The organism is Burkholderia mayonis (genome assembly GCF_001523745.2).
Lineage (GTDB): Bacteria > Pseudomonadota > Gammaproteobacteria > Burkholderiales > Burkholderiaceae > Burkholderia > Burkholderia mayonis.
On record NZ_CP013387.1, the window covers coordinates 2691374 to 2705787 of the forward strand.

The window sequence follows — 14414 nt, forward strand, 5'->3', positions numbered from 1 at the left end:
CATCAGGAATCCTACGTTTACCTTCGAAAATCGCCACGCCCGCACGGCCCGCTCAGAACAACCTAGGCACCCCAACCCAGACGATCAGCGCCTCGCTGTCGCCGCCGTTGCGCCACGCATGCGGCGTCGTCGATTCGTAATGCGCGGTGTCGCCCGCCGCCAGCGTGAACGTCACGTCCTCCAGCGTCAGCTCGACCCGGCCGCTCACCACATATAGAAACTCCTCGCCCGCGTGCGTCGTGACTTCCGACAGCGGCTGCGCCGCCGGCATCCGGACAAGGATCGCGTCCAGCTGCCGGCCGTCGACGACGTTCGTCAGGCGCGCGAACGCGTTCGTCGAATTCGCGAGGCTGAAGTACTGAAGTGCTTCGCTGCGGCATACCGAACGCGCTTCAGTCGGCGCATCGACGAAGTACTGCATCGTCACGCCGAGCGCCCGCGCGATTCCGACGAGCGACGTGATCGACGGCGTCGCGCGTCCTCGCTCGACCTGCGACAGAAACGGCTTCGATATGCCGGCCGCTGCCGCGGCCTCGTCGAGCGTGAGCTTGAGTCGCTGACGCAGCGCCCGAATCTTGTTTCCGATCGAGGCTGCGACTACTGCCGATTTGTCGAGTGGCAAAACCATGGCAAGACACAATCCCGCGATCAAGAACCGTTTGTGATGAGGGAGCCTGCTCCGCTGCAAGCGCATCGCACGCGTCGCCGATCCGCGAGCCGGCACGCGCGACGCCGACCGCGCGGACAACGCGGACGTCGCGCGCAAGCAACCCGCGAACGGCCCGGGCACGGATGCGCGGCGCAAGAAGACGCCGTTCGTTTCACCGATCAGCAAAGCCTCTCCTTTCCCGTGTTTCGCCGATAACCGCCGTATTTCGTGCTTCGCGCACGAGTGGCCGCACAATGCCGCACGCCGACGCCAAGGCCGGCCGCGACGCACGCCGAGCCGCGCGCCGCATCCCGTGTCGTTACTTCGCCGCGACGAGCGCCCACAGACGCGCGAGATCCGCCGAGCCATCGCCGCCCTGCACGCCTCGGAAGGTCTGCACGGCGCGCGCCTTGTCGCCCGCGACGTAATACGCTTCGCCGAGCCGCAGCCGCGCCTCGTCGACATGCTCGAGACCGCCCTTCGCGAGCGCCGCCTCCATCGCCGCAATGCCCTGCTTCGTCTGGCCGGCGAACACGAGGTTCATGCCGGCGTCGATCGGCGCGACGGGATTCGCGTTGTCGGCCGGCGACTGCGCGCGCTTCGCCGCAAGCGCCTGCAGCCGCTTCTCGCGATCCGCGCCCGCGTCGCGGCCAAGCGCGCCGGATGCGAAGCCCTGGTCGATCACTTGCTTCGCTTCCGCTGCGGTACCAGCAACGAGCGCGAGCTGCGTCATCTCCATGTACGCGTCGGCGCCGTTCAGCGCCCCCGTCACGCGCCGAAGCCGATACATGTCGAGATCGAGCGACGACAGATAGCCCGGCTTGTCGCGGATCGAACGGAACAGTTCGTCCCAATACGCGGGATTCGGGTGATACGCGACGAGCTTCTCGAGCGACGCCCGATAGGTCGCGCCGTCCTTCATCTTCTGCGCGCACGTGCCGAGCATCTGCAATTGCGCTTCGTCAGGCGCATGTCCGGCGCGCGCCTGCGCATCGACGCCCGGCTTGAGCTGACCCACCACCGCCGCGCAATCGTTCGACAGGTAGTACGACTGAACCAGCAGCGTGCGCATGTCGGGATCGCCGCCGCCCGCCTTCAGATAGCGCTGCGCGATCCTGATCGTCTGCGGATAGTTCCGCTGCTGGAAATAGACGCCGGCGAGCGCCGCGGTCGTACGCTGTTCGTCGTCCTTCGACAATCGCCCGGAGCCCAGCACCGCCTCGTACGCCTGGATCGCCGCGCCGGTATCGCCCGCCGCCATCGCCGCCGCGCCACGCATCTCTTCGACCATGTAGGTCTCGTACGGCGTCTTGTTCGGCACCGCCGCAGCCTGCGCGATTTTGCCGAGCGCGTCGCGATACTTGTGCGCGCGATACAGATCCTGCGCGGCGCCGAGCGGTCGCGCGACGTCCGGGCGCAGCGCTTCGGCGGCGAACGCGACGCCGGACGGCACTGCGAGCGCGCAGCAGCCTCCGAGCGCAGCCGCCAATACGGCGCACTTCAACCATCGTTGCATCATGGGATCGCTCGCTTCGTTATTGCATGTACTGCTCGTTGCCGATCAACCCGATCTTCGTCGCGCCGATGCGCTGCGCGGACGCGAGCACCGCGGCGACGTCCTTGTACGGCGCGAGCTTGTTCGGCCGCAGATGGATTTCCGCCTGCACCGGCTCGGCCGCGACCTGCGCGAGCTTCGCTTCGAGCGCCGCGCGGTTCGGCACGGGCGCGCCATTCCATGTCGTCGTGCCGTCGAAATCGATGTCGATCTGCACGATCTCGGGCGGCGTCGCGGGCGGCGGCGGGTTGCCGATCGGCAGGTTCATCTTGATCGAATGCATCTGGATCGGGATCGTGATGATCAACATGATCAGCAGCACCAGCATCACGTCGATGAGCGGCGTCGTGTTGATGTCGACCATCACGTCCGGCTCGCCGCCGCCTGAAGATACGTTCATTCCCATTGTCGCCTCCTAGCCGCCGCGCGCGGGCGGTTCCGTAATGAACGAGACCTTCGCGATGCCGGCCCGCTCGCATGCGGTGATCACGCGGCCGATGAACTCGTAGCGCGTGTTCTGGTCGCCGCGCACGTGCACGTCCGGTTGCGGATTCATCGTCGATACCGTCTTCAGCTTCGAGAGCAGCGTCGACGCATCGACGAGGGTCTCGTTCCAGAAAACATCACCGTCGCGATTGACCGCGATTTCGACGCTTTTCGGCGTCGTCTGCAGCGGCTGGATCGTTTCCTTCGGCAACTGCAGCTGGATCGTGTGCGTGACGACCGGAATCGTGATCAGGAAGATGATCAGCAGCACCAGCATCACGTCGACGAGCGGCGTCGTGTTGATGTTGGAGATCACCTCGTCGTTATCGTCCTGCCCGACGCTCATGGCCATGGCGCACCTCGCTTCAGCGGACGAGCGACGCGGTCTGCACGTTGTTCGCTCGCGGCAAGCGCTTGCCGCCTGCGAGCAGTACCGTGTGAAGCTGTGCGCCGAAGTTGCGCACGCGCTCCATCACCGACTTGTTGCGACGCACGAGGAAGTTGTAGCCGAGCACGGCGGGCACCGCGACCGCGAGGCCGATCGCTGTCATGATCAGCGCCTCGCCGACCGGGCCCGCGACCTTGTCGATCGACGCCTGGCCCGCGATGCCGATCGCCGTCAGCGCATGATAGATGCCCCACACGGTGCCGAACAGGCCGACGAACGGCGCTGTCGAGCCGACCGTACCGAGGAAGGCGAGCCCGTCTTGCAGGCGATTCGACACGTTCGTGATCGCGCGCTCGACCGACACGTCGATCCACGTATTGCGGTCGACGGCTTCGAGCAGCGCGTTGTCGTGATGCTCGCCCGCCTCGATCGCCGTTTCGGCAATGAAGCGGAACGGCGACGCCTCGTCGAGCCGCTTCGCGCCTTCGGCGAGCGACGGCGCGCTCCACAACTGCTCGTCGGCGACCCTCGCGCGGCGGTTCGCGCGCAGCTGCTCGAGAAACTTGGTGATCATGATGTACCAGCTTCCCATCGACATCACGACGAGCAGCAGCAGCACGAAGCGTGCGACGAAGTCGCCGTTCTTCCACAACGCGCCGAGGCCGTACGGATTCTCGACCGCTTCCGTCGCGGCAGGCGGGGGCGCCGGCTCCGCCGTGGTGTTCGCCGTCTGTGGCGCAGTTGCCGCGGACACCGCGACCGCCGCGTCGCTCGCCTGAGCGAAAGCCTGCTGCGGCGCGACAAGCGCGTCAACCGCAACGACGGAGATCAACATGCTTGCCGCCAGAGCGGCCAGTGAACGCTTGGTCATACCCACTCCAAATTTTTTCGTTAAACTAACTAACAAGATTCGACCCCGATCCTCTCTGGCCCGCATACGGGCTTAGTTCAGGTTGAACGAGAACGGAACCTGCACGCGCACCGACTGCCCTTGCGCCACGCACTTGAACTGCTTGACCGCATTGAACGCCGCACGATCGAGCACCGAATCCGCTGACTGCGCGACGCGCTCGTTCGTGACGTGTCCTTCGGCATCGACGACGAATTCGATCGTCACGTCGCCTGTGATGTTGTTCTCCTGGGCTTCCTTCGGATACTGCATCGAAGCGCGGATCTGGTCCGAATTCGGGCACACGACGCCCACTTCGTGGCTGACGGCCTTCGCCGGCGCGGGCGCGGCGGCCACCGGCGCCTGCACGGCGGGCGCGGACGGCACGGGCGCCGCCTGATGCGTGATCGACGGCTGCGTCGGCGCCTGCACCGGCACTTCCGGCGGTGGAACGAACGGCGGGGGCGGCGGCGCGAATTTCGGCGGCGGCAGCTTGATCGTCGGCATCGGCGGCGGAGGCGGCGGCTTCACCGGTTCGATGATGTGCGTCTCGATCGGATGCTGGATGACTTGGACCACTTTCGTCGCTAGACCGTTGAGGAGCGCATAGACCAGCACGATGTGCAGCGCGAGCACGATCGCGAGGCCGCCGAAGCGCCGAGCCGGGTTCTGCTGCCGTTTGCCGAATTCGCGCGGACGACCGAGCCGCGCGAGTCCGTCGTTTGAAACAGCCAAGCCTTCGTCGACTTTCATACCCACTTTCACCCCCAAGCATGATTCGCCCTGCCGTCCAGTTGCGGCTCGATACACTGGATCCGCCATTCGCCCATTGGCTCTCAAGCCTTCAATTTGCTTTGGCATCCAAATTATCAGGCTCGATGCTCGATGCGAATTCAACCGATACAACGCTATTGATTTATTTCCCGCAGGTTCATTGGCCGATTTGCCGTTGCAGCAACGCCTTCAGACAGGTTTTCGTCAGGTAGAGGCTCGAACCGCAATCATCAGCCGAAGTGCGCGCCCTTTACTTTCTTCAAGCGCCTGCCTACAAGGCACGCCTTCGGTGCAAACGATAGCAAGGAAAAAATTTTGCCGTCAAACTTTATTTGATGCGCCCACACAAAATTTGGAGCATTTATTCGAAAAACAATTTAGTAAGCATTTTGAATTGAATTTGTCGACAAAGTAATTGATTTGTATGGATCGACGTTTCGGTTATCTGCCAAGCAGCTCGATTAACTTAATTGGTGCACTGCAATTTCGAGATTACGTTTCTGATGCATCTTTGCATTTTCAAAATTTCATGGAGCGTTCGCATCTTCTTAGGCGGTTTCGCTTCGATCTCTTGCTTTGCATATCTAAATAACTTCTCGAAAATCGACGTTGTCGCGGACATGATGCCGCGCGCTCGAATCGCGGGATCGCTCGTCGCGTCGCAGACGGAATTCGCAATCGCCGTCGGCATGGCGGGAACCTCTCGGCATCGCGCGACGTCACGCTTCGCATTATCCGTATCCCGATCGTCTCGCGCTTGAAACGCGAACCGGCGTGCTCGCCGAACATGCATCTCGACGCATCAGCCACACGAGCGAAAAATTTCGGACGACGGCACCGTTTCAGACACGCTCGCCGAACATTCGCCACGCGCGAACTGCGCACCGTCAAATCGACTCGGCGATTCTTCCGCTAGAATGCGCTCGGCGGAACGAGCAGTATCGAACCACAACCACAAGCTGCCCGCCTGCATGAGCCAATCCCGGCGATGGAACCCAGATGAGACTCGTGCGCGACATCATTGAAGGCGGCGCGCCGCCGACCGGACAGACAATCGACGAAGCGTCGCCGCGCGCCGTGCACGCCCCCATGGACGGATACCCGTCGCGATGAGACTGAAATTCAAGATCTTCCTGCTCGCGATCGTCCCCTTCCTCGTGACGATCGCGGCGATCGGCCTCGGCGTGCGCCAGCAGGCGACCGTGCTCGCGCGCACGCAGCACGCGACGATCGAGGCCGCGTATCTGTCGAGCAAGGAAATCGAGCTCGAGCATTACGTCGACCTCGCGACGAGCGCGGTCGAGCCGCTGTACGAGGCGGGCCGCGACAACGCGCGCGACGACGCGCTGCTGCGCCAGCAGGCGCTCGCGATGCTTCAGAAGATGGAATTCGGCCCCGACGGCTACTTCTTCGTCTACGACCTGCACGGCAATTCGCTGATGCATCCGCGCGAGCCCGAACGGGTCGGACACAATTATTGGACGCTGCGCGATCCGCGAGGCTCGCTGACGATTCAGCAACTGATTGCGGCCGCGTCGCGCGGCGGCGGCTACGTGCGCTACGTGTGGCAGCGTCCGTCGACGGGCAAGCTCGCGCCGAAGCTCGGCTACGTCGTCTCGCTGCCGCGCTGGGGCTGGATGGTAGGCACCGGCATCTATCTCGACGACGTCGACACCGCGCTCGCACGGATCGACGAACGCGCATCGGCCAACATCGAGCGCACGATGACGTGGCTCAGCACGATCGCGCTTGCGGGCGCGGCGGTGATCGCACTGTGTGCGCTCGTGCTGAATGTCAGCGAGTCGCGCAGTGCGGACGCGAAGCTCAAACGCCTCGCGCAGCAGGTCGTCGAATCGCAGGAGCAGGAGCGCGCGCGCCTCGCGCGCGAGCTGCACGACGGCATCAGCCAGATGATGGTGTCGGCGAAGCTGATGTTCGAATCGGCGCTCGAACGCTTCGCGCGCTTGCCGGCGCGCGAGGACGCGGCGGAAGCCGCGCTGTCGAAAGGCATCGCACGGCTCGGCGACACGCTGCGCGAAGTGCGCCGCATCTCGCACGCGCTGCGCCCGACGATGCTCGACGACCTCGGCCTCGCGGCCGCGCTCGAGCAACTGGTGCGCGAGCTCGGCGCGGAGACGGGCGTCGAGCTCGGCTTCACGCAGGTCGATCACGGCAGCGCGCCGCCGCTGCCCGCGCCCGTGAAGACCGCGCTCTTCCGCATCGCGCAGGAAGCGCTGACGAACATCCTGCGCCACGCGCACGCGACGCGTGCGGCCGTCGCGCTCGACATGTCGTCGCGCGAAGTCGCACTAACGATCGCCGACAACGGCCGCGGCTTCGACGCCGTGCGCGCACAGGCAGACGCGCGCGGCGGCGTCGGCCTGCGCAACATGCGCGAGCGGCTCGACGCACTCGGCGGCACGCTCGCGATCAGCTCGCAACTCGGACACACGGTCGTCGCCGCGCGCGTGCCGTTGTCCGGCGCCGCCCTCACAGGAACCACGCGATGACCACTGCCTCTCCCACGCCCCGCACCGCGCGCCTCTTGCTCGTCGACGACCATCCGCTCGTGCGCGACGGCCTCAAGATGCGCCTCGAAGCGGCGCCCGGCCTCGCCGTCGTCGGCGAAGCGGGCAATGCCGACGAAGCGCTCGCACTCGCCGAATCGCTCGAACCCGATCTCGCGCTAATGGACATCGGCATGCAGGGGATGAACGGGATCGCGCTCGCGGGCGTCTTTCACGAGCGCTTTCCGGCAATCCGCGTGCTGATGCTGTCGATGCACGACAACGTCGAATATGTGATGCAGGCCGTGCGCGCGGGCGCGAGCGGCTATCTGCTGAAGGATTCGCCCGCGACCGAAATCGTTCGCGCGATCGGCGCGGTGCTCGCCGGGCAGACGTTCTTCAGCGAGGGCCTTGCCGCGCGGATGATTCATGCAAGCGCGGAAGCGTCGCCGCTCGATCGGCTGACGCCGCGCGAGCGCGACATCCTCGATGCGCTTGCACAAGGGTTGTCGAGCAAGCAGATCGCGCAACAGAACGGCCTGTCGGTGCGCACGGTCGAGACGCATCGGCTGAATCTCAAACGCAAGCTCGACATCGAGGGCCAGGCGGAGCTGATCAAGTTCGCGGTCGAGCATCACAGGCGCTGAGCGTCAGGCGCCGTGCGCAAGCACGCGCAACGCAACAAAAAAGGGCGCCGCGGCGCCCTTTTTGCATGACGAATGCCGAAACGGCCGGCGCACTCAGTTCGTGCGCGCGTTGTGCTTCGTCAGGAATGCGATCAGACCGTCGATGCCGCCCTGCGTGAGCTGCGCCTTGAACTGGCCCTGGTAGACCTGGATCAGCCACGCGCCCGACATGTCGATGTCGTAAATCTTCCAATCGTTGCCGATCTTGCCGAGCCGGTAGCCGACCGACTGGCTGTCGCCCGGCGTCGCCACCGTCGAGCGCACGAGCGCGTCGGCGCCGCCCGCGCCCGCCGCCTTGAACGAGAACTTCGCGTCCTGGCTGCCGAGCTGCGCGAGCGATGCCGCATACGTGCGCGTCATCAGAATCCGGAACTGCTTGTAAAGCTCTTGCTGTTGCTGCGGCGTCGCCTGCTTCCACGCGTCGCCGACGGCGATGCGCGTCGTGCGCTCGAAGTTCGTCGCGGGCAGGAAGCGCGCTTCGACGATCTGCGTGATCTTCGCCATGTCGCCGCCGCGCGCGGCGGGATCCGCCCTCATCGCGCCGACGGTGCCCTCGACGGCGTTCTTGACCACCTCGACGGGCGCGGTTTGAGCGAATGCCGAAACGGACACGACGGCCGCAGCCACAAAAGCAAACAAATGACGTTTCATGCGTGTATCGAACCTGGAAGGGAAGAAGCCGGACGCGACACGGCGCCGGCGCAGACGAAACAGTATACCGAGCTTGGCGCGCTCGCGCGGCGCCGTGACGGTCTGTTACCGAATAGGCGAAATATTTACGATGCGGCTGGCGATGCGGCGCATATCGCCGTCGAGGGCACCGCCGACGCGCGCGAACATGCGTGCGCGGCCGATCGACGCATGCCGTCGCGACCCGCTCGCGACGCGCGCTCGCCTCGCCGTCGCAGGCCGGGCTTTCCGGCGCCCGCCGCCAGACGACGCGCGGCGCTCACGCGTCGAGGCAGCAAGAGAGGCTCATCTCGAAATAACGGAAGCTGCGCTCGATGCCGGCCGCGACGTCGCGCACCTGCTCGGTGCTCGGCGATTGGCCGAGGATCGTCGCGACGATGTCGAGCGCTTCCCACGGATGCTTGTCATCGTAGCTCGAATGCAGCTTCAGCCAGCGCATCGCGCGTCCGCGCACGCCTTCGGCAAAGCCACGCTCGTAGACGTCCGAGCGGCACAGGTCCGCACTCCATTCGCCCGTCACGCCTTCGATCGCATAGTTGGTCGCCGCGATGCTCGCCGCGAGCGCATCCGCGCTGCTGCTCTTCCAGCACCAGTGGCTGAGCGCGAGCGCGGCGGGCGGACTGTCGCCGTCGATCAACTGCCGGCGCGGCACGCCGCTCGCTTCCGCCCAGTTGACCCAATGCTCGACGTGGTTCAGCTCGACGCGGATGTTGCGGATCAGGTAGCGGCGCGCCTTCTCGTCGCCCGACGAGCTCGTGCCGTTCGCCTTCAGCAGGTTCATCGACATGTACTTCGGAAACTGCTCGACGACGGGCCAGCCGTTCACGAAGAACGCAGCCAGTTGCCGTGGCGCGAGACGGCCGTCGCGCATCAACGAGAAGACTTCGTGGAAGCGCACCCGGTCGCGCGCTTCCCGCACCGTGCCGACCACGTCCTGTAGCCAGTGTGGATAGCTCCCGATATCCATCAAATCGCCGTCGCGTTCAAAAGGGATATGCAATTTCCTCTCCTTAGATAAAGTCATCGAACCACGTCAATAGCCGCCTTCGCGCCAAGGCGAAGGCTTGGCAAAGAAATATCCCTGGCAGAAGTCGATGCCGAGCTCGCGCAGCATGCCGAGCTCGACGTCGGATTCGACATGCTCTGCGACGGTGTTGCAACACATCGAGTGCGCGACTTCGTTGATCGCGCTGACGACGCCGTAGCTCACCCGGTCCGACATCATGTTCGACACGAACTCGCCGTCGATCTTCAGGTAATCGATCGGCAAGTTGCGCAGATAGCGGAACGACGACATGCCCGCGCCGAAATCGTCCAGCGCGAAGCGACAACCGATCGTGCGCAGCTCGCTCATGAAGCGCGATGCGAGCTCGAGATTCTTCACGGCGATCGTTTCGGTGATCTCGAAGCAGATCACCGAAGGCTCGAGACCGGAGCTCAGCAGCTCGGCGATCACGAATTCGAGAAAGCGCTCGTCGGAGATCGACGCCCCCGACAGGTTCACGTTGTACTCGTGGTACTCGCGCGTCCGCAGCGCGCTCAGCTTGTGGAACACCGTGCGGATCACCCAGCGGTCGATGAGCCCCATCAGCCCGTAGCGCTCGGCGGCAGGCAGGAACGCGGCGGGCGAGATGTCGCGGCCCGCGCCGTCTATCATCCGCAGCAGCACTTCCGCGCGCTCGGGGGTCTGCGAGTCGGGGCGCGTGTGGACGATCGGCTGCACGAACAGCCGGAAGCCGTCGGTTTCGAGCGCGGTCTTGATCCGCCGGCTCCACTGCACATCGCCGACGTGGCGCGCCTGCTGCAGGTCGCTCGGATCCGCGAGCTGGATGCGGTTGCGGCCGCGCTCCTTCGCGATGTAGCACGCGATGTCGGCGAGCTTGACGGCCATCTCGAGATTACGCGGCGCCTTGCAGAGCTCGAGCACGCCGATGCTGACGCTGACCGTGAAGCGCTCGCCTTCCCACAGGAACACGAAATCCTCGAGGCTGCGACGCAGCCGCTCGGCCTTGTTCTTCGACGGCCACGAGCCCGCGCCGTGCGGCAGCAGCACGCCGAACTCGTCGCCGCCGAGCCGCGCGAGCACGTCCTCGTCGTCGAGACAGCTCTGGAAGCGCTGCGTGACTTCGCGCAGCATCGCGTCGCCCGCCGCGTGGCCGCACGTATCGTTGATCTCCTTGAAGCGATCGAGATCGAGCATCAGCAACATCGAGTCCGTGCGATCCTTGCCGGACGTCGCGTCGACGAGCGCGAGTTCGAGACGGCGCTCGAACTCGACGCGGTTCACGAGACCCGTCAGCACGTCGTGCGTCGCCTGCCAGGCGAGGCTTTCGAGGAACTGCTGCTCGCGCGTCATGTTGCGCAGGATCAGCACGTAGCCGATGTGGCCGTGCACGCGGTCGCCCATCTCGGAAATGGTTGTCTGTACAACTATCTTCGAATGATCGCGGCGCAACAGATGCACTTCGCGCTTGATCGGCGTGCGCACGTCGCGCGCCCAGAATTCGTCGACAATGTCGACCGCGAGCCCCGTCTCCTTGTCGAGCAGCATCAGCACGCTCGACACGGGCGCGCCGACGCACGCGGCCGCCGAATAGCCGAGCAGCTGTTCGGCCGCGTTGTTGATGAAGTCGACGTTCTTCGCGAGCCCGACGGTGATCACCGCCTCCGCGACCGAACTCAGCGCGGCCTCGGCGAACGCCTCGCTGCGGTCGAGCGCGTACTGGATCGACAGCCGTTGCAGCGCGGCCTTGCGCGCCCAGACGAGCGCGAGATACATCAGGAACATCGACGCGGCGAAATAGCAGACGAGCAGCAGCGCGACGCTCGAGCGGAACTCGTCGCTGAACGCCTTCGAGAAGCGGTCGGGCAGCCCGGACACGCGCTCGTTGATGTCCCACGCGTGACGCTCGAGCTCCTTCACGCGCGGATCGTCGCGATGGCCGCTGCTGACGAGCGCGTGCAGCTGGCTCGCGACGTTGCGGAATTCCGCCAGCTCGACGTCCGCCTGCATCCAGCACTGCAGCGCATAGTTGATCTTCGCGACCCAGCTGAGCGCGGGCAGCAGCCACGCGGCCGCCGTCGCGTCGGTCGGATCGATGCCGCTCGCGATGATCGCCTCGCGCGCGGTCACGCGATCAGGCGGCTTGCGCTGCAGCGCGGTGCGTGCGAGGCTCAGGCGATACGGCTTGTCGACCGCGGCCTCGTAGAGCTGGTACGCATGCTCGTCGCCCGTCTCCGCGTAGCGGATCAGATAGATGACCGCGTCCTTCTGCGACTTCGACCACGTGCTCTCGCCGCCGATGTAGACCCGCAGGAAGGACACCACCGTGAGACTCACGATCACAACGCACACGAGCACCGACACCATCAGCAGGATCGGCCATACGTCGAGCGCCGGCCTCAGTTCGGCCGTCTGGCCACTCCCGTCATTCAAGCCGAGCGCGCGTTCGCGCATGCTGGAAGTCCCGTTCATCATCCACCTTGCCTCTGCCCCGCCACCGCGCCGCTTCGTCGCGACGGTTTCGTATTCCCCCGGCGCGCGCGAACGCCGGAAACAAACCGGCGGCGACCCGTTGCCGGTTCGCCGCCAGATGCTCGAAGCGTGGCCTGTCCCGCTGTTCCTTGCGGAAGTCTTGCGTAAACTGGCCGTCTTGCGCGCATTCGTCTGCTCGTCGCGTTACATATGACGCGTTTGCTTGAATGCACGTGCGCGGCCGCCCGCGCAAGCGGCCGCGCAAGCGCGGGATAATCATACGATGCGCGGCGCGCCGCCGCTCAACCTTCTTTCAAACACCCTGCATTTTCAAGCGGTTCGCATGCGTGCGCAGCACCGCGACCGGATCGGCCGCGTACGCGCCGCGGATGCCGAGCAACTGGTTGATCTCGTCGAAGTGGTTCCACTTGTAGTCGGTCGAAATCACTGTTCCGTACAGCGAACTGCAGGTCGACGTGAAGCCGTCGTTCGGCCCCGCCTGCTTGAGCGCCATGATGTTGCCGGCCGTCAGGAACACGAGCGTCGACGGATCGAGCACGTTCGCCGGATCGACGACCGGGATCGTGCTCTTGTCGACGGCGCCCGTCGTGAGGCCGAACACCGTGATCGGCTGGTACGCGCTGCCGCTCCACGAATACAGCAAGTGCACGTTCCCGGCGACCGTCTCGCTCGGCGCACCCGGCGCGCACGCGCCCGGCGCGCCCAGGCCCGCGCTCGGGAACTGGTCGTTGAACTGCGTCGCGTACGGTGTGCTGAGCGCGTTCAGCGCGGCGATCGCATCCTGATTCGTGTTGTGCGCGTGGCTCGTCAGGATCCCGAAAATGTTCAGCAGCTCGCCGAAGATCGGCGTCGACAGGCCGGTCGGATCGAGCTTCAGCGCGCCGAGCACGAAGTCGGCGAACTGCGAGCCGCGATGCGGCGTCGCGATCGTCGTCACCGACGCGACGAGATCCGGCGCGACCGCCGCGACGTAGCGCGACGACAGTCCGCCCTGGCTGTGGCCGATCAGGTTGACCTTCTGCGCGCCGGTGACGGCGAGCACTTGCTTCACGTACGCGAGCAGCTGCTCGCCGCGCCCGTTCGGGCCGAGGTCGCTCTGGAATCCCGATAGATCGGCGATGAACACGGTCGCGCCGTGCTGCTGCAGATCGGACTGCATGCCGTACCAGTACGGCAGGATTCCGAAGTAGTCGTCGGTGCCCGTGAGGCCATGGACGAGGATGATCGGATAGCGCGTCGCCGCGTAGTCGTCGACCGCACCCGCTGCGGTGTCCGCATGTACCGCCGGCGGCGCGGCGACCGCGCAAAACGCGGCGACGATCCCGGCCGCCCACGCTCTCCCCAGTTTTTTCCTCGCGACGCGCGCCGCCGCGGCGACACATTCGAACATCGAATTCATTGTTGATATCCCCTGTTTCAAGCCATACTCGAACGATGCCGCACGCCTGTTCGCCGCAGTCGCGGCGCCGGGCGGCAGCTCACCACCCCAAACAGAATCCGTGCACGTCGGCGCCGCGATTCTCCATCGCGACCGCGGCGCGCCATGCCGCGCCGAGCGCGACGTCGGCGACCGCCCAGCGCACGCCGTCGCTCGCGCATTCGTCACGCGCGGCGGGCAGCGCGGGCCACGGCATCTCCAGCTCGCGCGGATCGCGCCGCAGGCCCGTGCCGTGCGCCTTCAGCAGCGCCTCCTTGCGCGTCCAAAGCTGCAGCAGCAGCCGCTGGCGCGCGCAGGCCGGCGTTTGCGCGAACAGGTCACGCTCGCGTTCGCCAAGGCTGGCGGCCGCGAGCGCATCGACGTCGATCTTTCGATCGAGCGATTCGAGATCGCAACCGACCCGCTGCTTCGCGATCGCCATCAGCACCGCGCCGCTCCCGTGGCTCACGCTGAATTCGAGATCGCGGCCGAACAGCACCGGCTTGCCGCCCGGCTCGACGTCGAACACGAGCCGCGCCGGATCGACGCTCAGGTATTCGCCGAGCACGACCCGCAACATCGCGCGCGAGAACACGAACAGCTCGCGATGCGCGCCGTATTTGAGCCGTGCGGCGCGCTCGTGCTCGCTGAGCGACAGGCAATCGCGCTTCAGATACGATCCCGCCTCGTCGGCGCGTGCACGCCACACGTGCACCTCGCCTCGCATCAACCGCTCCGTCAGCGCAGCCGACGGCCTCGCGACGCTGAACCGCAGCGCCGCCATGTCGTCGTGCAACGTCGCGTGCGGCAATTCTTCCACCATCATTTGTCAGTCAACCTAAGTGTTTCAAACGCGCGCCAGCTGGATCGGCCGCGC

General features: G+C 65.5%; 15 protein-coding genes. 4 read left to right on the plus strand and 11 right to left on the minus strand.

The annotated features are described in order from the left end of the window. Positions 1-52 precede the first annotated feature (52 nt). The 6 genes from WS70_RS31015 to WS70_RS31040 all read right to left on the minus strand — a co-directional run bounded on the left by WS70_RS31015 (position 53) and on the right by WS70_RS31040 (position 4720). Positions 53-628, minus strand: a complete 576-nt coding sequence (locus WS70_RS31015) for a helix-turn-helix domain-containing protein (protein WP_059472312.1) — start codon at positions 626-628, stop codon at positions 53-55. Positions 629-968: 340 nt separating this feature from the next. Beyond that, positions 969-2168 carry a tetratricopeptide repeat protein gene (locus WS70_RS31020; RefSeq protein ID WP_059597732.1) on the minus strand — a complete coding sequence of 400 codons (1200 nt, stop codon included), beginning with the start codon at positions 2166-2168 and terminating at the stop codon, positions 969-971. Positions 2169-2184: 16 nt separating this feature from the next. Further along, positions 2185-2610 carry an ExbD/TolR family protein gene (locus tag WS70_RS31025; protein WP_059597731.1) on the minus strand — a complete coding sequence of 142 codons (426 nt, stop codon included), beginning with the start codon at positions 2608-2610 and terminating at the stop codon, positions 2185-2187. Positions 2611-2619: 9 nt separating this feature from the next. Next, entirely contained in the window at positions 2620-3042 is a 423-nt protein-coding gene (locus WS70_RS31030) for an ExbD/TolR family protein (protein ID WP_059472285.1), read from the minus strand. A 13-nt stretch (positions 3043-3055) separates the two neighbouring features. Beyond that, positions 3056-3949, minus strand: a complete 894-nt coding sequence (locus WS70_RS31035) for a MotA/TolQ/ExbB proton channel family protein (protein ID WP_059597730.1) — start codon at positions 3947-3949, stop codon at positions 3056-3058. Positions 3950-4021: 72 nt separating this feature from the next. Further along, complete coding sequence (locus tag WS70_RS31040) at positions 4022-4720, minus strand: energy transducer TonB (RefSeq protein WP_059472287.1); 699 nt, start codon at positions 4718-4720, stop codon at positions 4022-4024. 76 nt (positions 4721-4796) lie between these two features. Between WS70_RS31040 and WS70_RS32090 the strand changes: the two genes are divergently transcribed. The 3 genes from WS70_RS32090 (at position 4797) to WS70_RS31060 (ending at position 7895) form a co-directional block, all read left to right on the plus strand. Further along, the gene (locus tag WS70_RS32090) at positions 4797-5156 is read left to right on the plus strand and encodes a hypothetical protein (RefSeq protein WP_159083000.1); all 360 of its coding nucleotides are present in this window, start codon (positions 4797-4799) and stop codon (positions 5154-5156) included. A gap of 694 nt (positions 5157-5850) precedes the next feature. After that, positions 5851-7251, plus strand: a complete 1401-nt coding sequence (locus WS70_RS31055; RefSeq protein WP_059597729.1) for a cache domain-containing protein — start codon at positions 5851-5853, stop codon at positions 7249-7251. Further along, positions 7248-7895 carry a response regulator gene (locus WS70_RS31060; protein WP_059472289.1) on the plus strand — a complete coding sequence of 216 codons (648 nt, stop codon included), beginning with the start codon at positions 7248-7250 and terminating at the stop codon, positions 7893-7895. The genes WS70_RS31055 and WS70_RS31060 overlap by 4 nt, the downstream gene beginning before the upstream one ends. A 93-nt stretch (positions 7896-7988) precedes the next feature. On the opposite strand, the gene WS70_RS31065 is transcribed toward WS70_RS31060, so the two are convergent. The 3 genes from WS70_RS31065 to WS70_RS31080 form a co-directional block, all read right to left on the minus strand. Beyond that, a complete protein-coding gene (locus tag WS70_RS31065; RefSeq protein ID WP_059597728.1) occupies positions 7989-8585 on the minus strand; it encodes an MlaC/ttg2D family ABC transporter substrate-binding protein in 597 nt (198 codons plus the stop codon). Positions 8586-8883: 298 nt separating this feature from the next. Next, positions 8884-9624, minus strand: a complete 741-nt coding sequence (locus tag WS70_RS31075) for a TenA family transcriptional regulator (protein WP_059472291.1) — start codon at positions 9622-9624, stop codon at positions 8884-8886. A gap of 33 nt (positions 9625-9657) precedes the next feature. Beyond that, a complete protein-coding gene (locus tag WS70_RS31080) occupies positions 9658-12081 on the minus strand; it encodes a putative bifunctional diguanylate cyclase/phosphodiesterase (RefSeq protein ID WP_059472292.1) in 2424 nt (807 codons plus the stop codon). Here WS70_RS31080 and WS70_RS33355 point away from each other — a divergent pair. Continuing rightward, positions 12080-12313 carry a hypothetical protein gene (locus WS70_RS33355; RefSeq protein ID WP_059472293.1) on the plus strand — a complete coding sequence of 78 codons (234 nt, stop codon included), beginning with the start codon at positions 12080-12082 and terminating at the stop codon, positions 12311-12313. The two genes, WS70_RS31080 and WS70_RS33355, sit on opposite strands and share 2 nt — an antisense overlap. Positions 12314-12412: 99 nt before the next feature. On the opposite strand, the gene WS70_RS31090 is transcribed toward WS70_RS33355, so the two are convergent. Beyond that, on the minus strand, positions 12413-13519 hold the full coding sequence (locus WS70_RS31090) for a triacylglycerol lipase (protein ID WP_059472294.1): 1107 nt from the start codon (positions 13517-13519) through the stop codon (positions 12413-12415). Between the two features lie 79 nt (positions 13520-13598). Then, entirely contained in the window at positions 13599-14363 is a 765-nt protein-coding gene (locus WS70_RS31095) for a 4'-phosphopantetheinyl transferase family protein (protein WP_059472295.1), read from the minus strand. Between the last annotated feature and the right edge of the window lie 51 nt (positions 14364-14414).